Origin of the sequence: Phyllobacterium sp. CCNWLW109 (genome assembly GCF_037203905.1) — a bacterium.
Classification (GTDB): Bacteria; Pseudomonadota; Alphaproteobacteria; order Rhizobiales; family Rhizobiaceae; genus Phyllobacterium; species Phyllobacterium ifriqiyense.
Window position 1 is genome coordinate 880,541 of the sequence record NZ_JBBCBK010000002.1, and the last position, 24,202, is coordinate 904,742.

21 protein-coding genes and 2 tRNA genes are annotated in these 24,202 nt (G+C 52.3%); 15 read left to right on the top strand and 8 right to left on the bottom strand.

All coding sequences use genetic code 11. The features are described 5' to 3' along the window. Window positions 1–123 precede the first annotated feature (123 nt). Window positions 124–1,398 (top strand): ATP-dependent Clp protease ATP-binding subunit ClpX, encoded by a 1,275-nt coding sequence (gene clpX / locus V9K92_RS09605; protein ID WP_008120789.1) that lies wholly within the window; start codon window positions 124–126, stop codon window positions 1,396–1,398. 329 nt (window positions 1,399–1,727) lie between these two features. After that, a complete protein-coding gene (gene lon, locus V9K92_RS09610; RefSeq protein ID WP_115051683.1) occupies window positions 1,728–4,148 on the top strand; it encodes an endopeptidase La in 2,421 nt (806 codons plus the stop codon). Between the two features lie 308 nt (window positions 4,149–4,456). On the opposite strand, the gene V9K92_RS09615 is transcribed toward lon, so the two are convergent. Then, a tRNA-Val gene (locus V9K92_RS09615) sits at window positions 4,457–4,532 on the bottom strand. 188 nt (window positions 4,533–4,720) lie between these two features. Here V9K92_RS09615 and V9K92_RS09620 point away from each other — a divergent pair. Next, a tRNA-Asp gene (locus tag V9K92_RS09620) sits at window positions 4,721–4,797 on the top strand. A gap of 149 nt (window positions 4,798–4,946) precedes the next feature. On the opposite strand, the gene V9K92_RS09625 is transcribed toward V9K92_RS09620, so the two are convergent. Beyond that, entirely contained in the window at window positions 4,947–5,855 is a 909-nt protein-coding gene (locus V9K92_RS09625; protein WP_337353854.1) for a LysR family transcriptional regulator, read from the bottom strand. A gap of 134 nt (window positions 5,856–5,989) precedes the next feature. On the opposite strand from V9K92_RS09625, the gene V9K92_RS09630 reads away from it, so the two are divergent. From V9K92_RS09630 to V9K92_RS09660, 7 genes are all read left to right on the top strand, one after another. Continuing rightward, window positions 5,990–6,763: an SDR family oxidoreductase gene (locus tag V9K92_RS09630; RefSeq protein WP_115051681.1), complete on the top strand. Its 774-nt coding sequence runs from the start codon at window positions 5,990–5,992 to the stop codon at window positions 6,761–6,763. 255 nt (window positions 6,764–7,018) lie between these two features. After that, entirely contained in the window at window positions 7,019–7,204 is a 186-nt protein-coding gene (locus V9K92_RS09635) for a Flp family type IVb pilin (protein ID WP_115051680.1), read from the top strand. A 216-nt stretch (window positions 7,205–7,420) separates the two neighbouring features. Continuing rightward, a complete protein-coding gene (locus V9K92_RS09640; protein WP_337353855.1) occupies window positions 7,421–8,638 on the top strand; it encodes an LL-diaminopimelate aminotransferase in 1,218 nt (405 codons plus the stop codon). Between the two features lie 72 nt (window positions 8,639–8,710). Continuing rightward, complete coding sequence (locus tag V9K92_RS09645) at window positions 8,711–10,027, top strand: homoserine dehydrogenase (protein WP_115051678.1); 1,317 nt, start codon at window positions 8,711–8,713, stop codon at window positions 10,025–10,027. A gap of 169 nt (window positions 10,028–10,196) precedes the next feature. Continuing rightward, on the top strand, window positions 10,197–11,186 hold the full coding sequence (gene glpX, locus V9K92_RS09650; RefSeq protein ID WP_115051677.1) for a class II fructose-bisphosphatase: 990 nt from the start codon (window positions 10,197–10,199) through the stop codon (window positions 11,184–11,186). 55 nt (window positions 11,187–11,241) lie between these two features. Continuing rightward, a complete protein-coding gene (gene recJ / locus V9K92_RS09655) occupies window positions 11,242–13,032 on the top strand; it encodes a single-stranded-DNA-specific exonuclease RecJ (RefSeq protein ID WP_337353856.1) in 1,791 nt (596 codons plus the stop codon). 68 nt (window positions 13,033–13,100) lie between these two features. Next, window positions 13,101–14,345, top strand: a complete 1,245-nt coding sequence (locus tag V9K92_RS09660; protein WP_337353857.1) for a Y-family DNA polymerase — start codon at window positions 13,101–13,103, stop codon at window positions 14,343–14,345. A gap of 32 nt (window positions 14,346–14,377) precedes the next feature. On the opposite strand, the gene V9K92_RS09665 is transcribed toward V9K92_RS09660, so the two are convergent. Next, a complete protein-coding gene (locus V9K92_RS09665) occupies window positions 14,378–15,022 on the bottom strand; it encodes an NAD(P)-dependent oxidoreductase (RefSeq protein ID WP_337353858.1) in 645 nt (214 codons plus the stop codon). Between the two features lie 149 nt (window positions 15,023–15,171). Between V9K92_RS09665 and V9K92_RS09670 the strand changes: the two genes are divergently transcribed. Both V9K92_RS09670 and V9K92_RS09675 read left to right on the top strand, forming a co-directional pair. Beyond that, window positions 15,172–15,588, top strand: a complete 417-nt coding sequence (locus V9K92_RS09670; RefSeq protein WP_337353859.1) for a winged helix-turn-helix transcriptional regulator — start codon at window positions 15,172–15,174, stop codon at window positions 15,586–15,588. Between the two features lie 62 nt (window positions 15,589–15,650). Continuing rightward, window positions 15,651–15,839, top strand: a complete 189-nt coding sequence (locus V9K92_RS09675; RefSeq protein WP_115051672.1) for a DUF3008 family protein — start codon at window positions 15,651–15,653, stop codon at window positions 15,837–15,839. A gap of 16 nt (window positions 15,840–15,855) precedes the next feature. On the opposite strand, the gene V9K92_RS09680 is transcribed toward V9K92_RS09675, so the two are convergent. Then, complete coding sequence (locus V9K92_RS09680; RefSeq protein ID WP_307284332.1) at window positions 15,856–16,803, bottom strand: extensin family protein; 948 nt, start codon at window positions 16,801–16,803, stop codon at window positions 15,856–15,858. 295 nt (window positions 16,804–17,098) lie between these two features. Here V9K92_RS09680 and rpsD point away from each other — a divergent pair, with 295 nt between their 5' ends. The 3 genes from rpsD (at window position 17,099) to ttcA (ending at window position 19,638) form a co-directional block, all read left to right on the top strand. Then, on the top strand, window positions 17,099–17,716 hold the full coding sequence (gene rpsD / locus V9K92_RS09685) for a 30S ribosomal protein S4 (protein ID WP_008120815.1): 618 nt from the start codon (window positions 17,099–17,101) through the stop codon (window positions 17,714–17,716). Between the two features lie 80 nt (window positions 17,717–17,796). Then, the gene (locus V9K92_RS09690) at window positions 17,797–18,726 is read left to right on the top strand and encodes a glutaminase (protein ID WP_115051670.1); all 930 of its coding nucleotides are present in this window, start codon (window positions 17,797–17,799) and stop codon (window positions 18,724–18,726) included. Window positions 18,727–18,780: 54 nt separating this feature from the next. Beyond that, window positions 18,781–19,638, top strand: coding sequence for a tRNA 2-thiocytidine(32) synthetase TtcA (ttcA, locus tag V9K92_RS09695; RefSeq protein ID WP_337353860.1), 858 nt, complete (start codon window positions 18,781–18,783; stop codon window positions 19,636–19,638). Window positions 19,639–19,661: 23 nt separating this feature from the next. On the opposite strand, the gene V9K92_RS09700 is transcribed toward ttcA, so the two are convergent. The 4 genes from V9K92_RS09700 to purL form a co-directional block, all read right to left on the bottom strand. Continuing rightward, window positions 19,662–20,867 (bottom strand): multidrug effflux MFS transporter, encoded by a 1,206-nt coding sequence (locus V9K92_RS09700; protein ID WP_337353951.1) that lies wholly within the window; start codon window positions 20,865–20,867, stop codon window positions 19,662–19,664. Between the two features lie 273 nt (window positions 20,868–21,140). Further along, entirely contained in the window at window positions 21,141–21,473 is a 333-nt protein-coding gene (grxD, locus tag V9K92_RS09705) for a Grx4 family monothiol glutaredoxin (RefSeq protein WP_115051668.1), read from the bottom strand. A gap of 115 nt (window positions 21,474–21,588) precedes the next feature. Further along, on the bottom strand, window positions 21,589–21,822 hold the full coding sequence (locus V9K92_RS09710; RefSeq protein ID WP_008120822.1) for a BolA/IbaG family iron-sulfur metabolism protein: 234 nt from the start codon (window positions 21,820–21,822) through the stop codon (window positions 21,589–21,591). A gap of 12 nt (window positions 21,823–21,834) precedes the next feature. After that, window positions 21,835–24,066, bottom strand: coding sequence for a phosphoribosylformylglycinamidine synthase subunit PurL (gene purL, locus V9K92_RS09715; RefSeq protein ID WP_337353861.1), 2,232 nt, complete (start codon window positions 24,064–24,066; stop codon window positions 21,835–21,837). Window positions 24,067–24,202: the final 136 nt, after the last annotated feature.

Here is a 24,202-nt window from a genome sequence, read left to right on the forward strand (position 1 = left end):
CGCTACGTTAAGTTATTGGTGAGTTTGCAGAGCTTATTCTACCAATAATTGATCGAATCACTTCCAACTAACGGAAGTGGCGGCCCCCGCAAGAGGAGGGGCCGATACTGAAAGGAAACTGCAATGAGCAAAGTCAGCAACGGCGGCGGCGATTCAAAGAATACGCTTTATTGCTCGTTTTGCGGGAAGAGCCAGCACGAAGTTCGCAAGTTGATTGCGGGCCCGACTGTTTTCATCTGTGATGAATGCGTCGAATTGTGCATGGACATCATCCGCGAGGAAAACAAATCCTCGATGGTGAAATCTCGTGAAGGCGTCCCGACGCCGCAGGAAATCATGGCTGTTCTGGATGATTATGTCATTGGCCAGAACCATGCCAAGCGTGTTCTATCTGTCGCGGTCCATAACCACTACAAGCGGTTGGCCCACGCATCGAAAAACAATGAAGTCGAATTGGCGAAGTCCAACATTCTTTTGGTTGGTCCAACTGGTTGCGGCAAAACCTATCTGGCGCAATCGCTCGCCCGCATCATTGATGTGCCGTTTACGATGGCAGACGCGACGACGCTGACAGAAGCCGGCTATGTCGGTGAAGATGTTGAGAACATTATCCTGAAGCTGCTTCAGTCCGCCGACTACAATGTCGAACGGGCGCAGCGCGGTATTGTTTACATCGATGAAGTCGACAAGATCAGCCGCAAGTCGGACAATCCTTCGATCACGCGCGACGTATCGGGTGAGGGTGTTCAACAAGCTTTGTTGAAGATCATGGAAGGCACTGTCGCTTCCGTGCCGCCGCAGGGTGGTCGCAAACATCCCCAGCAGGAGTTCCTGCAGGTGGATACGACGAACATCCTCTTCATCTGTGGTGGTGCATTTGCCGGGCTCGACAAGATCATTTCCGCTCGTGGTGAAAAGACGTCGATTGGCTTCAGCGCGGCAGTCAAGGCACCGGATGATCGCCGTGTTGGCGCAATCTTCCGCGAACTTGAGCCGGAAGATCTGCTGAAATTTGGTCTTATCCCCGAATTTGTTGGTCGTCTGCCTGTTATCGCAACGTTGGAGGATCTCGACGAGGTTGCTCTGGTGCAGATTTTGTCCGAACCAAAGAACGCCTTGGTAAAGCAATATCAGCGTCTGTTCGACATGGAGAATGTCGAGCTGACCTTCCATGAGGATGCATTGAAGGCAATTGCAAAGCGCGCGATCGCACGCAAGACCGGTGCTCGCGGCTTGCGCTCGATCATGGAGAAAATCCTGCTTGATACGATGTACGAACTGCCGACGTTGGATGGCGTTCAGGAAGTCGTCATCTCGGGCGATGTGGTAGAGGGCAATTCACGTCCGCTCTATATCTATGCTGAACGCAAGGAAGAAAAAGGCAATGTTTCCGCGTAATCCTTCGGAAATAGCGCAAAATAACGAGGAGCTCCGCGTTGTGCGGAGCTTTTCTGTTTTCAAAGCTGTGTACGGCGTCGCAAAAGATTGCGCTCCACCCATCCGGAGCGCAGGATAGATTACGATTCTGTGAAGACGCTTGGAGCCCGGTGACTTGAAACAGGAGGGTTGCCACTCCAAGTAATAGGTAAGCCGCATAACTGGTAGTACGCCGCTCTAGCATGGCTCCGGGATTGGAGTTTTCTCCCATCCATTTTCGGAAACTCATGCAACCAAAAGGGTGCCCGGACGCGGTGATCTGACCGAATGGTCTGAGAAAGGACATTGAAATGACGGTTGCAAGCAAGAAGACTCCGGCGGGTGGCGAGAACGGGCTTTATGCCGTTTTGCCGTTGCGCGATATCGTTGTCTTCCCTCACATGATCGTCCCGCTCTTCGTTGGACGCGAAAAGTCAATTCGCGCCCTTGAAGAAGTAATGGGCGTCGACAAGCAGATACTGCTTGCCACACAAAAAAACGCGGCGGATGACGATCCCCAAGCCGACGCAATCTACACGGTGGGCACAATCGCTAATGTCTTGCAATTGCTGAAATTGCCAGACGGAACGGTGAAAGTACTTGTCGAAGGCATTGCGCGAGCTGAAATTACGAGTTTCAACGATCGTACCGACTATCACGAAGCCAATGCAACAACGCTGGCTGAACCGGAGGAAGATCCGGTTGAGGTCGAGGCGCTTGCCCGCTCGGTGGTGTCGGATTTTGAGAATTACGTAAAGCTCAATAAGAAGATTTCGCCTGAAGTTGTTGGTGCTGCGGGTCAGATCGAGGACTATTCGAAGCTGGCGGATACCGTTGCATCGCATCTGGCAATCAAGATTCCTGAGAAGCAGGATATGTTGTCCATTCTGTCCGTGCGTGCACGGCTGGAAAAGGCGATGTCGTTCATGGAATCCGAAATTTCGGTTCTTCAGGTGGAAAAGCGTATCCGCTCGCGCGTTAAGCGCCAGATGGAAAAGACCCAGCGCGAATACTATCTGAACGAGCAGATGAAGGCCATTCAGAAGGAACTCGGTGACGGCGAAGATGGCCGTGACGAGGCCGCTGAACTGGAAGATCGCATCAAAAAGACGAAGCTTTCGAAAGAGGCCCGTGAAAAGGCCAATGCCGAGCTCAAGAAGCTGCGTCAGATGAGCCCGATGTCCGCTGAGGCGACGGTTGTTCGCAACTATCTCGACTGGTTGCTGTCCATTCCATGGGGCAAAAAATCTAAGGTCAAGAACGATCTCAACCTTGCCGATGAAGTGCTGGATGCCGAACATTATGGTTTGGATAAGGTCAAGGACCGAATTGTCGAGTATTTGGCGGTGCAGGCACGTTCGACCAAGATCAAGGGCCCTATCCTCTGCCTCGTTGGTCCTCCCGGCGTCGGCAAGACGTCACTGGCTCGTTCGATCGCCAAGGCAACTGGACGCGAATATGTCCGTATGTCACTGGGCGGCGTGCGTGACGAGGCCGAAATCCGCGGCCATCGCCGCACTTATATCGGCTCTATGCCCGGCAAGGTCATTCAGTCGATGAAGAAGGCGAAGAAGTCAAACCCGCTGTTCTTGCTCGACGAAATCGACAAGATGGGGCAGGATTTCCGCGGCGATCCGTCTTCCGCATTGCTCGAGGTGCTCGATCCGGAACAGAACTCAACCTTCATGGATCACTATCTTGAGGTCGAATATGATCTCTCGAACGTGATGTTTGTGACGACCGCTAATACGTTGAACATTCCGGGTCCTTTGATGGATCGTATGGAAATCATTCGTATTGCCGGCTACACCGAAGATGAGAAGCTGGAAATCGCCAAACGGCACCTGTTGCCCAAGGCAATTCGGGATCATGCGTTGCAGCCTAAGGAGTTCTCGGTCTCTGAGGATGCTATCCGCGCCATTATCCGCAGCTATACGCGGGAAGCGGGCGTGCGTAGTCTTGAGCGCGAGTTGATGAAGCTTGCTCGTAAGGCGGTTACGGAAATTCTGAAGTCCAAGAAGAAATCGGTGAAGGTGACGGCAGCCAACATTGATGATTATCTTGGTGTCGAGAAGTTCCGCTTCGGCCAAATCGACGGTGAAGATCAGGTTGGTGTCGTTACCGGGCTTGCCTGGACTGAGGTGGGCGGCGAATTGCTGACCATTGAAGGTGTCATGATGCCCGGCAAGGGCCGCATGACCGTTACAGGTAATCTCCGTGATGTGATGAAGGAATCAATTTCGGCGGCGGCATCCTATGTCCGTTCGCGCGCCATTGATTTTGGAGTTGAGCCACCATTATTCGATCGCCGCGATATCCACGTGCATGTGCCGGAAGGTGCTACGCCTAAGGATGGACCGTCGGCCGGTATTGCGATGGTGACTGCCATTGTGTCGATATTGACCGGTATTCCGGTTCGCAAAGATATCGCTATGACTGGTGAGATTACCTTGCGGGGCAGGGTGCTGCCTATCGGTGGGCTGAAAGAGAAACTGTTGGCTGCTCTGCGTGGTGGTATCAAGACGGTTCTGATTCCGGAGGAGAATGCCAAGGATCTGGCAGAGATTCCGGATAATGTGAAGAATGGCCTTGAGATCATACCTGTCTCACATGCCAATGAAGTTCTCAAACACGCCTTGATTCGCCAGCCGGAACCTATCGAGTGGACTGAACCCGCTCATGTTCCAACTCCGGCTGTCGAAGATGACGCCGCTGCGCAGATCGCCCATTAGCATCTGACACGTTCAAAGATGGCCGGGTAAGCGATTACCCGGCCATTTTGATTCCATAGCCCCTCTCTAAGCTTGATGCTTGCTGACGGTCTTGCTTCGCATTCCGTTAAAGATGGTCATAGGGGTGGAAGTGATATGATTCTGGTGATCGCAACACAAAATACCCGACCAGCGCTATAAGGGGTGCGCATCGCCGGTTAAAGGGCACTGTCCGGTAGATGATTGCTTCAAGAAGGCAGAATACTGCCAGAACACACATGCGATCAGGCCGGTAGGCCGTGTGCAACATTTCTTATCTTGGAAAGGAATGGTGGGCGATGAGAGACTCGAACTCCCGACATCTTCGGTGTAAACGAAGCGCTCTACCAACTGAGCTAATCGCCCCTCACAGGGTGTGTTCCGGAGCGTTTAGGCGTTTCGAACGACATTGGCAAGAGGGGATGTAGCACTTTTATGAATTGTTTGAAGAGTTTTTCACAATCGCATTTTTCATGGCTACTTGCGCTTGACACTCTCCCGCGAACCCCTTAAACGACCGCTCACGCCGGACAAATTGTTCGGTACGAAAGTGCGCGGGTGTAGCTCAGTTGGTTAGAGTGCCGGCCTGTCACGCCGGAGGTCGCGGGTTCGAGCCCCGTCACTCGCGCCACTTTTCCCTTAGACAAATCAAATATTGTTTGACTACTGGAAAAGTGGCGGGCCCCGCCGCATTCGATACTTCCCGGACTTCTAAAACACCAATTTGAAAAATGGCTGATCGCGTGGCCGGCGTCGATTCCCGCTCGTGCTCAATATATTTTAGCTGGGCCGCAAGCAGTCTTGCTTTAGAAGCTCCTCAAGCCAATCCGCAAAAACCTTTAATCGCCGCGAGAGGTGTTGGCGATGGGGATAGAGCAAGGTCATGGGCATGGGAGCTGCTCGATATTCGGGTAAAACTTCGACAAGATCACCAGCATTAATATGGGCACGGACATCATAGGCTGGTATCTGAATGAGTCCGAGGCTTGCTAAACAACAGGCTATGTAGGCCTCAGCGCTGTTTACGGTGACGCGGCTGGGCATTTGCAAAGCAAATTGCTCGCCATTTTCAGTCCATTCCCACTCCGTCGTACGCCCGGAGGACGGAGATGCGTAATTTACGGCCCAGTGAGAATGTAGTTCGGCTGGAGAATCAGGAATGCCAAACCGCTTCAGGTATTCCGGGGTTGCAACATTTATCAGCGGCAATGCGCCGATGGTCCGGCCTATCAAGCTTGAGTCTGAAAGCGGTCCAACGCGGAGCACACAATCGATATTATCTTCTACAAGATTGACCGCGCGATCCGTAACACCGAGATCAATGTGGATTTGTGGATATCGATCAAGAAAGTCCGGAAGTGCAGGCGCGATAATCAATCGCCCAATCCGACCTGGCACATCGATTCTGAGCTTTCCCGACGGCTGAGCTGCTGTTTGTTTGAAAAGGTTTTCGGCGTCTTCTACGTCGGAAATGAGCCTTTGACAGCGATCATAGAAAACAGTGCCGTCCTGAGTAGGGGATACCTTGCGCGTGGTCCTATTGAGGAGGCGGGCGCCGACTCGTCCCTCAAGTTCTGCGATCGCCGCTGAAACCGAAGATCGCGGAACGCCAAGCGTGTCTGCCGCGCGTGTGAAGCTTGAGCATTCTACGACCCGAGAAAAGATACGGAAGAGGTCAATACGATCCAAATTGCTGTCGCCCCATTGTGTGGAAATTCTGACAGGTGATGTCCAATTCTCCAGCTTTATCCAGAAAACCTAGCCTATATTCTGGTTACCTGAAAGCGCCCGCATGATGTGAGCGCACCAAAAGGAGCCGACACATGCCTGATCACGGGATCAAAGGAAAAACTATCATCATCGCAGGTGGCGCAAAGAACCTCGGTGGGTTGATCGCTCGCGATCTGGCTGCACATGGAGCCAAATCAATCGCTGTGCACTATAACAGCTTGGCGACGAAGACAGATGCGGAGGCAACCTTGGCTGCAATCAAGGCTGCGGGTTCGACAGGGGTGGCGTTTCAAGCCGACTTGACGACTGCAGGCGCCATGGAAAAGCTTTTCGATGATGTGGTCAATGCGATAGGGCGTCCAGATATTGCTATTAACACCGTGGGCAAGGTGTTGAAGAAGCCTATCGCAGAGATTTCAGAATCTGAGTATGATGAGATGAGCGCAGTTAACGCCAAGACCGCTTTTTTCTTCCTCAAGGAAGCAGGCAAAAATCTCAACGATAACGGAAAGATTTGTACGCTTGTCACTTCGCTGCTGGGAGCGTTTACGCCATTTTACGCAGCCTATGCGGGGACTAAGGCGCCCGTTGAGCAATTCACGCGGGCAGCCTCAAAGGAATTTGGTGAGCGAGGCATTTCGGTGACGGCGATTGGTCCAGGCCCAATGGACACGCCGTTTTTCTATCCCGCTGAAGGTGAAGATGCTGTCGCTTATCACAAAACGGCTGCTGCGCTCTCAAAGTTCTCCAAGACAGGACTCACCGACATTGAAGATATCGTGCCCTATATCCGCTTCATGGTGTCGGAGGGCTGGTGGATGACCGGACAGACTATTCTCGTAAATGGCGGCTATACGACGAAATAAAGCCCGCTTGGTTTCGGCGTATGCAGGCCGACCTGATTATTCCTCCGGAATCCGATGGATGCCGGAGGATTTGCCAAGCGCAACCATTTCAGCAGCGAATTTTAATTAGATTTAATCATGCGCAGTAAAGGCCGATTAAGCAATAAAATCAGATAGTTTTTGGTAACCATCTCCATTAATGCGTGCTCAATTCCTGTCACCCTATGTTCACGACGGTTCAACGAAACCAATTATATTTTAAAACAGGACAGGCACATGACAACTCTCATCACACGTTTCCTCAAGGACGAATCCGGCGCGACTGCAATTGAATACGGTCTTATTGCAGCTCTAATCTCCGTCGCCATCATCGGCGCAGCAACAACATTGGGTGGCAATATTTCAAAAACCTTTGGTTTTGTTAGCGACGAATTGGGTAAGGCACCGGTAAAAGCCCCATAATAATCTGAAGGCCTGAAGTTCGCCTTTTACCAAAATGTTCTAAGTTAGAGCCAGACCACCTCCGGGTGGTCTGGCTTTTAAGTTTTTTGATAGACCGCCATCCCCCGTTTCGTGATGAGATGAACGAGCGTCTCATCACAATGATCTCTCGACCGTGGTTCCGTTTAGGTGTATAGCGCACGCCCATTGCAGCTATTTTTAACCGGACCCAAAAATATGGAAGAATTTCATAAAGTTCGCCGCCTCCCGCCTTATGTTTTCGAGCAGGTTAATCGCCTGAAGGCCAGTGCGCGAGCCGCGGGTGCGGACATTGTTGATCTTGGTATGGGCAATCCCGATCTTCCAACTCCTCAGAGTGTTGTAGATAAATTGTGCGAGGCTGTTCAGGATCCGCGCACGCATCGATATTCGTCATCAAAGGGTATTCCAGGTTTGCGCCGCGCACAGGCCGCCTATTATGAGCGCCGTTTCGGAGTAAAGCTTAATCCGGACACGCAGATCGTAGCGACCCTCGGCTCGAAGGAAGGTTTCGCAAATATGGCGCAAGCCATTACTGCGCCCGGTGATGTCGTTCTTTGCCCAGATCCCACTTATCCAATCCATGCATTCGGTTTCATCATGTCCGGCGGTGTTATTCGCTCGATTCCTGCAATGCCGGACGATCATTTCATCCCGGCTCTGGAACGCGGTATCCGCCATTCCATTCCAAAGCCGCTGGCATTGATCCTGAACTATCCGTCCAATCCTACGGCTCACGTTGCTTCGCTTGATTTCTACAAGGACGTGGTAGCTTTTGCCCGGAAGAACGAAATCATCATTCTTTCGGATTTGGCATATTCGGAAATTTACTTTGACGATGCGCCACCGCCATCCGTATTGCAGATTCCAGGCGCTATTGATGTCGCCGTTGAATTTACTTCGATGTCGAAGACATTTTCCATGCCCGGTTGGCGTATGGGATTCGCGGTTGGTAATGAGCGGCTGATTTCAGCGCTGACGCGGGTCAAATCATATCTCGATTATGGTGCTTTCACCCCTATTCAGGTCGCAGCCGCCGCTGCGCTGAACGGTGATGGCTCAGATATTGCTGAGGTTCGCGCCATCTACAAACATCGCCGCGATGTTCTGGTGGAAAGTTTCAGCCGCGCTGGTTGGCCCATACCAGCTCCTGCAGCGACAATGTTTGCTTGGGCACCAATACCGGAGAAGTTCCGCAGCCTTGGTTCGTTGGAGTTTTCCAAACTTCTGATTGAGCATGCGGATGTAGCCGTCGCGCCTGGTATCGGCTTTGGCGAACACGGGGATGATTACATCCGCATCGCCCTGGTGGAGAACGAGCATCGTATTCGTCAGGCCGCCCGTAATCTGAAGCGTTTCCTCAGCACAGCTGACGAAAAACTACATAATGTTATTCCGCTGAATGCGCGCCGTTAAGTTGGCGTAGACCGAAGCGGAATCAGCGGCGCTGTCTGGCGCCGCTTTAATGAAAATCCAAGGAAGTGAACGATGAGTGAAGCACTGCGCGTAGGAATCGCCGGATTGGGTACTGTTGGTGCCTCGGTTCTGAAAATTTTGCGGGACAAGGGTGAAATGCTCACCCGTCAGTGCGGGAAGCAGATTATCGTCACGGCAGTATCAGCGCGTGATGCCAAGCGTGATCGTGGTGTGGATTTCTCAGCGGCGACCTGGTTCGATGATCCGGTTGAGCTGGCCAAATCGAATGAGATTGATGTCTTTATCGAGTTGATCGGCGGCGACGAGGGGCCGGCTCGGGCAGCTGTTGAAGCAGCCCTTAAATCGGGACGGCACGTCGTCACTGCAAACAAAGCGCTATTAGCAAAGCATGGTGTCTATCTCGCCAAGATCGCTGAAGAAAAAGGCGTGCTGTTAAACTTTGAAGCTGCCGTAGCAGGCGGTATCCCGGTCATTAAAGCGCTTCGCGAATCATTGACGGGCAATACGGTTTCGCGCGTTTACGGCATCATGAACGGCACCTGCAACTATATCCTTACAAGGATGTGGGACGAGGGTATCTCTTTTGAGGACTGTCTCGCCGATGCACAACGCCTTGGCTATGCGGAAGCTGATCCGACATTCGACATCGAAGGAAATGACACAGCACACAAGCTCGCAATCCTGACGAGCCTCGCGTTTGGAACGCAGATCGCAGCAGATGACATTTATCTGGAAGGTATCAGCAATATATCATTGGCAGATATCAAGGCTGCCGATGAACTTGGTTATCGCATCAAGTTGCTTGGCGTTGCGTTGAAGACTGAAAGCGGCATTGAACAGCGTGTGCATCCCACGATGGTGCCGGTTGAATCGGTTATCGCACAGGTCCACGGCGTTACCAACGCCGTCGCTATCGAAACAGATCTCCTGGGTGAACTGTTGCTATCCGGCCCTGGGGCTGGTGGAGCGGCAACGGCATCTGCGGTTATCGGCGATTTAGCTGATATCGCGAAAAGCCGACCTGGTTTTCAGCATGGCCCTGTTTTTGGCACACCTGCGAAAGCGCTAGCACCCTATAAGCGTGCTAAAATGCGTGCCCATGAGGGGGGGTATTTTATCCGCCTGACTGTCCATGACCGGGCAGGTGTGTTCGCTGCGATCGCAAAACGCATGGCAGATAATGATATTTCGCTTGAATCGATTGTGCAGCGGCAAAGTGCCAATAGCCAGGCAGAGGCGACCAAGACAGTCATTCTGGTAACACACGAAACGACGGAAGCCGCGGTTAAAAAAGCTCTCGAAGGAATCGTCAAGGATGGTCACGCAACCGATAAACCCCAGATGATTCGTATTGAAAGAGCGGGTTAAAAACCGGCATAGTGTGTTTAATCGATTAGCTTTTTCGGCAAGTGGCTTTTCTTCGGCTCAAGCCCTTGCCGCGTGGTTGCGACTTTGACAAAAGATTTGCATAGCGATGCTACTAAAGCCGCATTGCTGATCTTGAAATGCGGCCATATCCACAAAAGCAGGAAAAACTATGCCGAAAACTTCCGACCAGACTGATGTAGGCCTCGATCGTATTTTGACCCTTGAGCTGGTTCGTGTAACCGAGCGTGCAGCCGTTGCCGCCGCTCGCCTGCGCGGGCGCGGTGATGAAATGGCAGCCGATCAGGCTGCTGTAGATGCAATGCGTCAGGAATTGAATCGCCTGCCCATCGCGGGAACTGTTGTTATCGGCGAAGGCGAGCGCGATGAAGCACCAATGCTGTACATTGGTGAGGAAGTTGGAACACGCAGTGGGCCTGAGGTTGATATTGCGCTCGATCCACTGGAAGGCACGACTATCTGCGCCAAGAACTTGCCGAATTCCCTGGCAGTTATCGCGATCGCCGAAAAAGGCAACCTGCTCTATGCACCGGATGTGTACATGGAGAAGATTGCCGTTGGACCGGGTTATCCAGCCGGAATCATCAATCTCGACGCGCCTGCCATTGAGAATATTATGGCAGTTGCCAAAGCGAAGGGCGTGCCCGTCAGTGAGATAACAGCCTGCATTATGGACCGTCCACGCCATGCACGTTTGATTGAGGAAGTCCGCGCCACGGGCGCTTCCATTCGTCTGATCGGCGATGGTGATGTCGCTGGCGTTATCCATACAACTGACCCCGACGAAACTGGCATTGATATTTATATTGGCATTGGTGGCGCGCCTGAAGGTGTTCTGGCTGCTGCTGCGCTTCGCTGCATTGGCGGGCAGATGCAAGGGCGGCTCCAACTCAACAGCGATGACAAAATCGCCCGGGCAGCCAAAATGGGCATCAGCGACCCCAAGAAAATCTATACGATGGAAGAAATGGCCAAAGGTGACGTGCTTTTTGCCGCAACCGGCGTGACCGATGGCAATATGCTTTCCGGCGTCAAGTTCGCCCGCGACTATATTCAGACCCACACGGTGGTGATGCGCTCACATTCTCAGACAGTTCGCGAAATCAAAGCGAAGCATCAGGATATGAGCAAGTTCCAATAATAGAATGAACTTTCGGGGCATTGCATTCCGGGCCGCCGAGTGATTGAACGCTCAGATGACATCTGAACGGCTTTTTCTCGGCGTTGGACAATCGGCAACCGGTCTGAAGTGGGTCGATCGACTCGGCCAGCGCGAGGCAAATATTGCGCTGGCCATGGCGCAAAATCATGGCTTCCCCGATATCGTCACTCGCGTCCTGGCTGGGAGGGGCGTTGGTTTGGATGACGCGGCGGCTTTTATGGAGCCGACTCTGAAAAGTTTGATGCCAGACCCGACGTCGTTGACGGATATGGCACCGGCAGCAGCGCGCATCGCCAAAGCTATTATTGCTCGTGAGACAGTTGCTATTTTCGGCGATTATGACGTTGATGGCGCTTGTTCTTCAGCCATTCTATCACGCTTTCTCGCCCATTATGGCATCGCAAATCAAATCTACATTCCAGACAGGATATTTGAGGGCTATGGCCCAAACCCCGCTGCTATGCAGGAATTGGCAAAACAAGCCTCGCTGATAGTCACAGTTGATTGCGGAACAAATAGTGCCGCCGCAATTGATGCGGCCAAAGCCGCTGGTGCCGACGTTGTCGTTCTGGATCACCATCAAGTGGGTGGTAATCTGCCCGAGGCCGCACTCGCTATCGTTAATCCCAACCGTGAGGACGATTTGTCCGGCCAGGGACATCTCTGCGCTGCGGGCGTAGTTTTTCTGACGTTGGTGCAAACCTCGCGAATCCTGCGGGAGCAGGGGGTAAAACTTAATACCAATCCACCAGATCTGCTGTCTTTACTCGATCTCGTTGCTTTGGCCACGATCTGCGACGTTGTCCCATTAAAAGAATTGAACCGTGCTTTTGTGGTGAAGGGGCTTCTTGTCGCGCGCACCCAGCAGAATGTCGGACTTGCGGCATTGGCGCGCGTCTCGCGGATTGGAGAGCCGCTTAATGCGTTTCACTTCGCTTATCTGATCGGTCCGCGAATCAATGCCGGTGGGCGGATCGGCGATGCGGGTCTCGGCGCGCGGCTTTTAACGCTCGACGACCCGGATGAAGCCATGCGCATTGCGCAGGAGCTTGATCGGCTTAATCAAGAGCGTCAGGCGATGGAAACGATCATGCTTGAACAGGCAGAAGCCGAGGCTATGGCCGAGCTTTCCTCCTCATCTGGTCCGGCTATTCTCATTACAGCCAATGACGACTGGCATCCCGGTATCGTCGGGTTGATCGCCGCGCGATTAAAGGAGCGAGCACGTCGGCCTGCTTTTGCCATCGCGTTCAACGCAAACGGAACCGGCAGCGGCTCCGGGAGGTCTATTAACGGCTTTGATTTGGGGAAGCTTGTCAGAGGCGCGGTAGAGCAGGGTCTGTTGGTTAAGGGTGGCGGCCATGCAATGGCTGCCGGAATTACCGTTGAACGTGGGAAAATGGGTGCTTTGCGCGCATTTTTCGAAGAGCAATCCGCAGAGATGGTGGGACAATTGCGTGGAAATGCCTCACTGGCAATTGACGGAGCTTTGAGCGCTGCAGGTGCGACCGTTCCCCTTTACGAAACGATGGAAAAAGCTGGTCCGTTTGGGTCGGGTCATCCTCAACCGGTTCTTGTCCTTCCCCACCACAGGCTGATTGACGCTCGGTCAGTCGGCATCAACCACATCAAGGTGACGCTTGCTGGTGCAGACGGTAAGCGTATCAATGCAATTGCCTTTCGTGCGGTGGGAAGTGACCTCGGCGACTTCCTTTTCAGGCAATTAGGTCAATCTGTGCATGTCGCAGGCAATCTGGCTCTTAATCATTGGAACGGCTCAACGACGACACAATTTCGCATTCTTGATGCGGCAAAGGCTGTCTGAGTCAATATTGTGCTTGCATTTGCAGGGTAGCTATGTTCTTTTTTTGTTCTCATGTGGGAACATTGAAAATGCGCAAGCCGACACATGCTGAGAAGCTTTATCTGGATTTTGACAGCTTTTTTGCCAGCGCTGAACAACAGTTGAATTCTGCGCTGCGGGACAGGCCCGTCGCCGTAGTGCCGCTAGACTCCCCGCACACAAGTGTTATTGCTGCTAGTCGCCAAGCCAAACCCTATGGCATCAAGACGGGTACATCGGTGCGGGAAGCACGCGAGAAATGCCCGGATATCGTGTTTGTGTCAGCGAGACCGGATGTCTATGTAAAGCTGCATAACCGCATTCTGGAAACAATCGAAAGATGTGTTCCAATTGCTGCGGTGCGTTCAATTGATGAGGTCGCCTGCCATTTGCTGGAGTCCGAGGCACGCCAAGCGCAAGCTCTTGCAGTGAGAATAAAACGCGTGCTGCGCGATGAAATTGGGCCAGTTCTTACCTGCTCGATAGGCATCTCTCTCAACGAGCTTTTGGCAAAGATTGCAGCGGAGATGGACAAGCCGGATGGATTTGTCTTGCTTGATCACGAAGACCTGCCAGGCAGGCTGTTTGATCTGGAGTTGCGCGACCTGCCTGGTATCTCCAAGGGTATGGAGGCGAGGTTGGACCAAGCCGGGATCATTGACATCAAAGGTTTGTGGAGCCTTGCCCCCAAGCACGCTCGGGCTATCTGGAACAGCGTTGAAGGTGAGCGGTTTGTTTCAGCGCTGCACGGTTATGCGATTGAAAAGCCTGAGACCGTAAAACGCATGTTCGGACATGGTCGCAACTTGCCTGCCGATTGGAGGGCGCCTGAAAAGGTACTGCAATGCGCAAGGCTGCTAACGTTGAGCGCTGCGCGGCGTTTGCGTCGTTCCCATTATCGAGCGGCAGCAATGAGCTATACGGTTGGCGTCAGACGCGATAACCGCGTGACGCTGGAGGGACAATTTCGACCCGCGCGTGATGATCGCAGTTTTTTGGATTGCCTTAACAATCTGCACCAAAAAATGGTTGAGGCAGGGGAAATGCGAAATATAAGCTCGGTCACTGTCGTTCTTCACGACCTTTCGGCCGAACAAGAAGGCACTCACGATTTGTTCGATACGGGCGAGAGCGTGAAACAACGGGCTCAGTGGGAAAGCGTTTCTGATTTGATAGACAAGATTCGTGTCCGCCACGGGTCGAAAGCACTCAGCCTGGGATCCACTCAGGGCCCCGGTGATTATATAGGCTCAAAAATTGCATTCGGGCGTATTCCTGAACCCGAAGATTTTTAGCTGCCCCAAGGTGAAGTGGGGCAGCTAAAAAATTAGTAAGCCGCGGTAAAACGTTGCTGCTTGTGCTTTGGACTATGAACTTCATCGACAATCGCAACTGCAAGATCGCTTGCGCTGATTGCACTTTTACCTTCAGCGTCAAAAACCGGGTTTTCCTTACCCAGACGGTATTTTCCGGTGCGAGGACCAGGTACGAGATGGAACGGGGGTGAAATGAAGCTCCAGTCAAGTTCGGTTTCAGTGCGAAGATCATTCAGTGCCTGACGTGCGCCAAGTGCACCTTCCTTATACTCCGCGGGAAAATGTTCGCCGTCTACGAATTGTGTGCCGTCCTCAGCATACAGGCTTCCTGCGCCGCCAATAACGATCAGACGTTTTATGCCTGCCGATTTGGTCGCTTCGGTAATTGATTTGCTTGCTTTGATGTGGACAGCCTGAATGTTTGGATCTGTCCAGCCTGGATTATAAGCAGAAACCACGATGTCATGCCCTTTGAGCTTCTCCGATAAAGCTGCTGTATCCAAGGCATCCGCCTCGATGGCGGTCACGCCATCCAATTTTTCAACCTTTGCGGGATTACGCACCAAAGCAGTAACGCTGTCTCCGCGAGAAATAGCCTCTTTCAAAATTTCCTGGCCGACAAAACCGGTGGCACCGATCAATGCAATTTTCATCATATGCTCCTTGATGCAGGTACGCATCGTTTTCTGGTTACTAACAATAACTATCTATGCTAGATGCGTGGGTCTGAAAAGAACGCACTTTTTCCGTTTTAAGGCACACCTAGGTAACCGCCCGGGTGATATCCAAATTTGGTGATGAAGCTATGACGATACACGCAAATACCAGTCGAAACGTCCCCTTGCTCGAATCAATGCCCGCTATGAAGGCGGAAGAGGGTGGTTTGTGCCCCATGCGTGAGGTGCTTGATCTTGTCGGTGATTCCTGGAGTCTTTTGACGATCATCAATCTGCAGTCCGGACCACGGCGCTTCAATGTATTGCGACGTATGATCCAAGGCATTTCGCAACGTATGCTGACCGTGACCCTGCGTTCGCTGGAACGCGACGGACTTGTGTTGCGCACCGTAAAGCCGACATCTCCTCCGGAAGTCACTTACGCACTCACGGATATTGGACATTCAATAGCGGTGCCAGTGGGAGCCTTGGGTGAATGGGCGGTGGCCAATCGCGATCACCTGCGAAAGGCGCGCGCTGAGTTTGATGCGGCAAAGTCAGAATAACGGAACCCTCCCAAGTGCATTGCGTTTCTCCACCTCAAGGAATGTTTAAAGGGAGAACGAAAATGCCGGCAAAATCCCAGGCTCAACAGAAAGCAGCAGGTGCAGCGCTTTCAGCAAAACGAGGCGACACCAAGAAGAGCGAGCTCAAAGGCGCATCAAAGGGCATGTATGAGTCCATGAGCGAGAAACAGCTCGAGGAGTTCGCTGAAACTGATCGCAAGGATCTGCCCAAGAAGAAAACCAAGCATTGATCCCTGCGAGCGCGCATTACTGGCAGATGCGCGCCTCGCAGCTCTTTCCGTGGCACCCTTGATCAAGATGCAGGTTACCCTGATGTGCGGCGTCCCCGTCCGGGCCGATAACCGTCATGAATCGCTCGCAGCTAAGCTTGTGCAGTGATGACCAGAACGCCTGCTCTTCCGGTTTGCCTTTCCAGCCTGATCCGAGTTCTGTCGTTTTTCCGTTCTTGAACTTGAACGAGATAATGTCCAGCGCATTGGCAAAGGCATGCTCTGAAACGCGTCCCTTATGACCATTATTGACCTTTCGGCACTGATAGTCGGAACCGGTCGCAATGCTTTCTATCTCGGCACCGAAGTTTTTCTGTGCCTCTTTTTGAATTTCGACAACCCAATTGGCCAACGATCCAGCCATTGCGCAATTCGTTATGATCGGCGCGGCAAATTTCACGGGATTGTCTTTGCCAATCGCCGTCACCTTCAATGGCGAACGCTCGCCGCAAACCCCTTCCGAAAGGGGAGGTATCAATTCGCCTTGGATATCGCCATTCATGATTGCGGGGCACGCATTTTGGTAAATCCGATCCGGTGAAGTTGCGGCGTCATTTGTTTCAGTGGCTTCGTCCGGCTTCTTGTTGTCTTCTGTTTGATCCGGCTTAGGACCTTGTTGCTCCGCCTTGGGCGCAACAATTGGCTTTTCATCAGGTTTTGCAGCAGGTTCAGCTTCCATCGCCGGTTTTTGGTCCGGTACGGGCGTTTCAGCCTTTTGCTCCGGCGCGACGGTTGCTCGCGGATTATCCAGCGGAAGCGGGGGAATAGTAGGCAAGGCAGGCTTCGCGATTCTGGTTTGGTGGTTGCGCCGGGATCGCGCATCCGCATCGCTGGTGGAACTCACCAATGTCAAGCTTGAAATAGATGCTGCAAGAGATAAAAGGATGAATAGATGAAAACGCGTTGGACGCGAGAATAGGGTCATTATCGGCTCTACTCCTGTTTGAGCGTCTACCCTAACGTGCGAATACCAATATCGGTTTCAATTTATATGAGCCGCTGAAACATCGCCTGCGCTTGACATGTTAAGACCTTCGCACTAGAAGCCACAACAGCGCAGGGCCTAACAGCTCTGCGTTTCATTTGACGTGTCCCGTGGGTGATCTCGCAAAGCGTGCGTGGGTCGCTCTGTCAGTCTTCGAAAACGGAAGGCAGAGGAGGGCGCGTTTCCTTGAACCAGGGTATTTAGTCTTGGTTTGGTTTTGTTGAAAGGAAATGCGATGAGCAAGCGCGAATCGTCCAAATATAAAATTGACCGCCGTCTTGGCGAAAACATCTGGGGCCGCCCGAAGTCCCCTGTAAATCGTCGTGAATATGGCCCAGGCCAGCACGGTCAGCGCCGCAAGAGCAAGCTGTCCGACTTCGGTGTTCAGCTGCGCGCAAAGCAGAAGCTCAAAGGCTTCTACGGCGACATTTCGGAAAAGCAGTTCCGCAAGACCTATGAAGAAGCATCACGTCGCAAGGGCGATACTGGTGAGCAGCTCATTGGTCTGCTTGAGTCGCGTCTGGATGCGATTGTGTACCGCGCAAAGTTCGTTCCAACGATCTTCGCAGCGCGTCAGTTCGTCAACCACGGCCACGTAAATGTTAATGGCCGTCGCACCAACATCCAGTCCTATATCTGCAAGGCTGGTGATGTGATTGAAGTTCGTGAAAAGTCAAAGCAGCTTGTGATTGTTTTGGAGGCCGTTCAGCTCGCTGAGCGTGATGTTCCGGAATACATCGAAGTTGATCACACCAAGATGGTTGCCAAGTACAATCGCGTTCCGGCCTTCTCCGATGTGCCATATGCTGTACAGATGGAACCAAATCTGGTCGTCGAATTCTATTCGCGTTAATCGGGTTTTGAAGTTTTTGAAGAAGCCGCCTGGAGCAATCCTGGCGGCTTTTTTGTTCCAGAATCATAGAGGATGCGGGAATGACTGACCTAAAATCCATTGTTGATAGTGTTTATCACGATCTTTCAGATAGGATCGGGGAAGGCAAGCTTGCTGATTATATTCCCGAGTTGGCGACAGTGGATCCAAGGCAGTTTGGCATAGCTTTGGTCACGACCGATGGAAAACTCTACTCTGCCGGCGATGCGGCTACAGCCTTTTCGATCCAGAGTATCTCAAAGGTTTTCACGCTCACTTTGGCGCTCGGCAAGATTGGCGATGGGCTGTGGAAAAGAGTTGGCCGTGAGCCATCAGGCAATTCGTTTAATTCCATTGTGCAGCTTGAGCAAGAAAAGGGAAAGCCGCGTAATCCCTTTATCAATGCTGGCGCAATTGCGGTGGCAGATGTAGTTTTGGCGGGGCATGTGCCTAAAGAAGCCATCGGCGAGATCGTGCAATTTATTCGTCAGTTGGCCGACGATGATACAATAGCGATTGATCACAATGTCGCGCGTTCGGAGACAAATACCGGGTATCGCAATGTTGCGCTCGCAAATTTTATGAGATCGTTCGGCAATCTCAATCACCCCGCTGAGCACGTGCTCGGCGTTTATTTCCATCACTGCGCGGTGGCGATGTCTTGCCACCAACTTGCCCATGCCGGACTCTATCTTGCGTCGGCTGGTCGCAATCCTTTGAGTGGTGGAAGTGTGGTTTCCCCCAGCCGCGCACGCCGGATCAATGCTCTGATGCTCATGTGTGGTCATTATGATGGTTCTGGCGATTTTGCTTATCGCGTAGGTCTTCCCGGCAAGAGCGGCGTTGGTGGAGGAATTCTGGCCATTGCACCCGGTAAGGCTTCGATAGCAGTATGGTCTCCGGGGTTGAACGAAAACGGCAATTCGCAGTTGGGTTCGGCAGCGCTAGAACTTTTGGCACAACGGACCGGCTGGTCGGTATTCGGACAATAACAAGGTCTGCATCGCCTGCATTTATGGGCAATGAAGGTGAAATGAGGTGTTCCCATGACTGTTCATGATCTGGATATTGCCCAAGATTCCGGCTGCCATCCTATGTTCCTGAATGCGCCGCCCGGAGTTGAGTTCAACAAATTGCGCAAGCGTCTGCTGCGCAATACACGACAGGCGCTTGAAGATTTTGCCATGATCAATCCGGGCGAACGTTGGCTTGTTGGGCTTTCGGGCGGTAAGGATTCCTATGGGCTTCTAGCACTGTTGCTTGATTTGAAGTGGCGCGGACTGCTACCGGTCGAGCTTGTTGCTTGCAATTTGGATCAGGGCCAGCCTAATTTTCCAAAACATATTTTGCCGGATTTTCTGACACGAAACGGAATTGAACATCGTATTGAGTATAAAGACACCTATTCAATCGTCACAGAAAAGGTTGCAGAAAACCAGACCTATTGCTCGCTGTGTTCACGGTTACGGCGCGGCCATCTTTATCGGGTAGCGCGGGAGGAAGGTTGTTCGGCATTGGTTCTCGGGCATCATCGGGAAGACATTCTCGAAACGTTTCTAATGAATCTCTTCCACGGCGGCAGGCTCGCGGCAATGCCGCCGAAATTGTTGAATGATGATGGTGATCTGATGCTGCTTCGGCCTTTAAGCTATTGTGCTGAGGACGATCTGGAAAAATTTGCACAGGCGATGCAATTTCCCATCATACCTTGCGACCTGTGCGGAAGTCAGGACGGACTTCAGCGAAACATGATGAAGGCAATGCTTTCCGAAATTGAAAAACGCATGCCAGGGCGCAAGGAGATTATGATCCGCGCCCTTGCCAACACACGTCCAAGCCATCTGCTGGACCGCAAGATTTTCGATTTTACAGGATTGTCTCTGATGGCAAACCCCGGCGAATGAACATGCCCGGGTTTGCTAAGACCTTAAACGGGTTGATTGTGTGGCTTGAATAATTTGCCCCGCTCGGCAATCAGAACAAACACCAGCCCGATCAATGAAAGCACGAAGAAGCCTGCTACCAGCGGCGTTGTCGTGCCATCGAAAGCCTGTCCAATTAATGCGCCAATTGCACCGCCACCGGCTGTTCCCATAAAGCCAAGGACCGACGAGGCTGTGCCCGCTACATGTCCCAGCGGTTCCATGGCAAGCGAATTGAAGTTGGAACCGATCCAGCCGAACTGGAACATGGCCACAGCGAAAAACAGGAAATAGAGCACAAACGGCGTTGGGTGTGGTCCAAACAATGTAACCAGCAGCCAGAGGCCGTTGACCGTCAGAAAGGCCAGGAGCGCCCCGTGAGAGAGGCGGCGCATGCCAAAACGACCGACGAAACGCGAATTGACGAATGACGAGAATGCCATAGTTACAGCGACACCCGCAAACGCTACCGGAAACCATACGCCGAGCTCATAAATGCCGACGTAAATTTGCTGGGCAGAATTGATGAAGCCGAAAAGAGCGCCGAAAATGAATGCGCTCGCTAGTGTATAGCAAAGAGCCACACGGTTCGTTAGAACGATGATGAAGCCCCGGCTGACCGATCGCAATGTAAACGGCCGCACGTCGGCTGGATCAAGTGTTTCTGGGAGACGGATATAGAACCAGCACATCACGGCAGCTGCGATAATTGCCATGAAAATGAAGATGAGATGCCAGTTTCCAAACAGCATGACTGCTTGCCCCGTGCCCGGGGCGATGACTGGAACCACCATAAACACCATCATGATGAGAGACATGACCTCTGCCATCATCCGGCCGCCATAAACGTCACGAACTATCGAAATCGTGATGACGCGTGTGGCTGCCGATCCGATGCCTTGAAGCAAGCGAAAAAATAGCAAGGAGGCGAAACTCGGCACAAATACGCATGCTAGCGCGGACAGAATGTAAATCACCAAACCAACGAACATAGGTTTGCGGCGACCAAAACGATCAGAAATTGGACCATAGAATAATTGCGAAACCGCGAAGCCCATGAGATAGGCCGAAATTACATATTGACGATGATTTTCGCTGGCAACGCCAAGGCTGGCACCGATTTCCTGCAATCCTGGCAGCATAATATCAATTGCAAGGGCATTAAGCGCCATGAGCGCTGCCATCATTGCGATAAACTCAATCTTGGTCATTGCGCCAAGTTTAGGAGTTAATCCTGTAGAGGGGGTTTTCATTTTCGAACCTGCAACATCATCTATAAAATGCCCAAGCGATGACCGCCGGGTCGCTCTTGCAATCGGTTAACGGGCCTGACGCTCGTTTCATTAACCGCTCAAAACACACCATCGTGCTGTCATCTCTTGAATTCCTACGGAACCTGAAACAACGACAAAGGCGTCGGTATATCCGACGCCTTTAGAATATAATTCCGCTAAACCGCGGAACTGACTGATTTATTTGCGTAATCAGGCTGCCTTGGTGGCAACACCTTTTTCGCTAAAGAGGGATTGCAGTTCGCCAGCCTGAAACATTTCGCGGATAATATCACAGCCGCCAACAAACTCGCCCTTAACATAAAGTTGCGGGATGGTCGGCCAATTAGAATATTCCTTGATGCCCTGACGCAATTCGTCGGAGGTCAGTATATTCACGCCTTTATAATCCACGCCAACATAATCAAGTATCTGCACAACCTGACCGGAAAAGCCGCACTGGGGAAACCCTGGGGTGCCCTTCATGAACAGAACAACATCGTTGCTCTTCACTTCGTTATCGATAAATTCGCTAATACCGCTCATTTCGGCAAACCTTCCTACCAAACACGACGAATCGTCATCGCTGGTCAAAATTGAACTTTCCTAACAAATAGCGCTTCAATTCTGGCAAAACAAGGCTCGGTGTTCCCGAATTGGTTTATTCCGGTGCGCTGGTCTGCAGGGCGAGGGCATGCAGCACACCGCCCATATTGCCCTTCAATGCATCATAGACCATCTGGTGCTGCTGAACTCGTGACTTGCCCCGAAAGCTCTCAGCGACAACCTCAGCAGCATAGTGGTCTCCGTCACCCGCCAGATCGCGGATGGTAATCTTCGCATCGGGAATGGCGTCTTGAATCATTTTTTCGATATCACGCGCGTCCATTGCCATGTGTCGTTCTCCTCAGGCGGCCTGATCTTTTTGGTTCGCCGGACCGTTCATATAGTCAGGGAACCACGATTCGTGGGCATTTGTCAGGTCTGCTACTGATATGGAGACCAACTCTCCGATCGTCAATGCATTGCCCTCTACGACGCCAAGCTTGCGGAACGGAATGCCCGAGCCCTCAGCATTGAGCGTTACGAAGTTTGCCATATCGGCGGGCACGGCGATAATATACCGAGCCTGATCCTCACCAAAGAGCAGGGCATGCGGGGCATCTTCACCAACCGAAACAGATGCACCTTTGCCAGAGGCCATGCACATTTCAGCCAGAGCGATGCCAAGTCCGCCATCCGATAAGTCATGGCAGGCAGTAACCTGGCCATTGCGTATTGCGGAGCGGACGAAATCGCCATTCCTCTTCTCGACTGCGAGATCGACATTGGGAGCCGGTCCATCTGAGCGACCATGAAGATCGCGCAAATAAATCGACTGCCCAAGATGGCTGCCGTCTGTGCCGATGAGGATCAAGATATTTCCGTTTGCCATGCCGCCTATCTTGGCAATCTTGGACCAATCAGGGATCAGTCCGACGCCAGCAATGGTCGGGGTTGGCAAAATGGCTTGTCCATTTGTTTCATTATAGAGTGAGACATTGCCCGAAACGATCGGGAAGGCGAGCGCACGGCAAGCGTCGCCTATGCCGCCAATAGCTTTAACCAACTGGCCCATGATCTCCGGTCGTTCCGGATTACCAAAATTGAGATTATCGGTGGCGGCGAGAGGTTCGGCGCCAACAGCTGTAAGATTGCGCCAGCATTCAGCGACAGCCTGCTTGCCACCTTCATATGGATCAGCCTCGCAATAACGCGGCGTGACGTCTGATGAAAATGCGAGTGCTTTGGTAAGATGACCTTCGACGCGAACCACGCCAGCATCGCCACCCGGTAATTGTAGTGAGTTGCCTTGAATGAGCGTGTCATATTGCTCGTACACCCAGCGGCGCGATGACAAATCTGGCGAATTAAGCATCTGCAATAATGCTGCGTTATAATCTTCAACCTGTGGAACGTTTGAAGCTGGCAGCGGAGCGTGCTTGCCCGGTTCCATCCATGGGCGGTCATATTCCGGAGCCTGATCGCCGAGATCCTTGATGGGGAGGTTGGCAACTTCCTCGCCCTGATGAATGACGCGAAAGCGAAGGTCGTCGGTCGTATACCCTACGATGGCGAAATCCAGCCCCCATTTCTTGAAAATGGCCTGGGCTTCTTCTTCTTTTTCCGGGCGCAAAACCATAAGCATGCGCTCCTGGCTTTCGGACAGCATCATCTCATAAGCGGTCATACGCTCTTCACGTACGGGAACTTTGTCCAGAATGAGTTCGATACCGAGGTTGCCCTTGGCACCCATTTCAACAGCAGAGCAGGTCAGACCCGCAGCGCCCATGTCCTGAATAGCGATAACAGCGCCCGAAGCCATCAATTCAAGTGAAGCTTCCAGCAGACACTTTTCAGTAAAGGGGTCACCAACCTGAACGGTAGGGCGCTTCTCTTCGATTGACTCGTCAAATTCGGCAGAAGCCATCGTTGCGCCGCCAACGCCGTCGCGTCCGGTTTTAGCTCCGAGATAAACGACAGGAAGGCCAACCCCCTTGGCTTCCGACAGGAAAATCGCATCGGTTTTGGCCAAACCGGCAGCAAAAGCGTTTACAAGAATATTGCCATTATAGCGCGCATCGAAATTGACCTCGCCGCCTACGGTCGGCACTCCGAAGGAATTGCCGTATCCGCCAACGCCTTCAACCACGCCCGATACAAGATGACGGGTCTTGGGATGTGCAGGTTCGCCGAAGCGCAATGCATTCATGGCAGCAATCGGGCGGGCACCCATGGTGAATACATCACGCAAGATACCGCCAACGCCTGTTGCAGCGCCTTGATAGGGTTCAATATAGGAGGGGTGGTTATGGCTTTCCATTTTGAAAACCACGCAATCGCCGTCACCAATGTCTACGACGCCAGCATTTTCGCCGGGACCTTGGATAACCTGGGGACCGGTGGTCGGCAATGTACGAAGCCATTTCTTGGACGACTTGTAGGAACAATGCTCGTTCCACATGGCGGAGAAAATACCAAGCTCTGTAAAGCTGGGCTCGCGTCCGATCAGATCGAGAATGCGTTGATATTCATCCGGCTTCAGCCCGTGCGAGGCAATTAGTTCCGGTGTGATCTGAACAGTGTTGGAAAGACCCATGAGCAATATCAGTTCCGTTGTGTGTTAAGCGGTTCTCTTAGAGCAATTTGCAACGGGAATACACCGTGTTCGAGAGAAAAAAGAACAGGGAACCACTGAAAAATGCCCGATCAAGCCTGGTACGTGACGCTGTGAG

Coding starts and splice junctions, on each gene's coding strand:
- V9K92_RS09635 (WP_115051680.1), top strand. CDS start 7,019: ATGACAACTCTCATCACACGTTTCCTCAAGGACGAATCCGGCGCGACT.
- grxD (WP_115051668.1), bottom strand. CDS start 21,473: ATGAGCGGTATTAGCGAATTTATCGATAACGAAGTGAAGAGCAACGAT.
- lon (WP_115051683.1), top strand. CDS start 1,728: ATGACGGTTGCAAGCAAGAAGACTCCGGCGGGTGGCGAGAACGGGCTT.
- V9K92_RS09680 (WP_307284332.1), bottom strand. CDS start 16,803: ATGACCCTATTCTCGCGTCCAACGCGTTTTCATCTATTCATCCTTTTA.
- V9K92_RS09645 (WP_115051678.1), top strand. CDS start 8,711: ATGAGTGAAGCACTGCGCGTAGGAATCGCCGGATTGGGTACTGTTGGT.
- V9K92_RS09675 (WP_115051672.1), top strand. CDS start 15,651: ATGCCGGCAAAATCCCAGGCTCAACAGAAAGCAGCAGGTGCAGCGCTT.
- V9K92_RS09660 (WP_337353857.1), top strand. CDS start 13,101: ATGCGCAAGCCGACACATGCTGAGAAGCTTTATCTGGATTTTGACAGC.
- V9K92_RS09630 (WP_115051681.1), top strand. CDS start 5,990: ATGCCTGATCACGGGATCAAAGGAAAAACTATCATCATCGCAGGTGGC.
- V9K92_RS09665 (WP_337353858.1), bottom strand. CDS start 15,022: ATGATGAAAATTGCATTGATCGGTGCCACCGGTTTTGTCGGCCAGGAA.
- clpX (WP_008120789.1), top strand. CDS start 124: ATGAGCAAAGTCAGCAACGGCGGCGGCGATTCAAAGAATACGCTTTAT.
- V9K92_RS09690 (WP_115051670.1), top strand. CDS start 17,797: ATGACTGACCTAAAATCCATTGTTGATAGTGTTTATCACGATCTTTCA.
- recJ (WP_337353856.1), top strand. CDS start 11,242: ATGACATCTGAACGGCTTTTTCTCGGCGTTGGACAATCGGCAACCGGT.
- V9K92_RS09640 (WP_337353855.1), top strand. CDS start 7,421: ATGGAAGAATTTCATAAAGTTCGCCGCCTCCCGCCTTATGTTTTCGAG.
- ttcA (WP_337353860.1), top strand. CDS start 18,781: ATGACTGTTCATGATCTGGATATTGCCCAAGATTCCGGCTGCCATCCT.
- V9K92_RS09710 (WP_008120822.1), bottom strand. CDS start 21,822: ATGGCAATGGACGCGCGTGATATCGAAAAAATGATTCAAGACGCCATT.
- purL (WP_337353861.1), bottom strand. CDS start 24,066: ATGGGTCTTTCCAACACTGTTCAGATCACACCGGAACTAATTGCCTCG.
- glpX (WP_115051677.1), top strand. CDS start 10,197: ATGCCGAAAACTTCCGACCAGACTGATGTAGGCCTCGATCGTATTTTG.
- V9K92_RS09700 (WP_337353951.1), bottom strand. CDS start 20,867: ATGACCAAGATTGAGTTTATCGCAATGATGGCAGCGCTCATGGCGCTT.
- rpsD (WP_008120815.1), top strand. CDS start 17,099: ATGAGCAAGCGCGAATCGTCCAAATATAAAATTGACCGCCGTCTTGGC.
- V9K92_RS09670 (WP_337353859.1), top strand. CDS start 15,172: ATGACGATACACGCAAATACCAGTCGAAACGTCCCCTTGCTCGAATCA.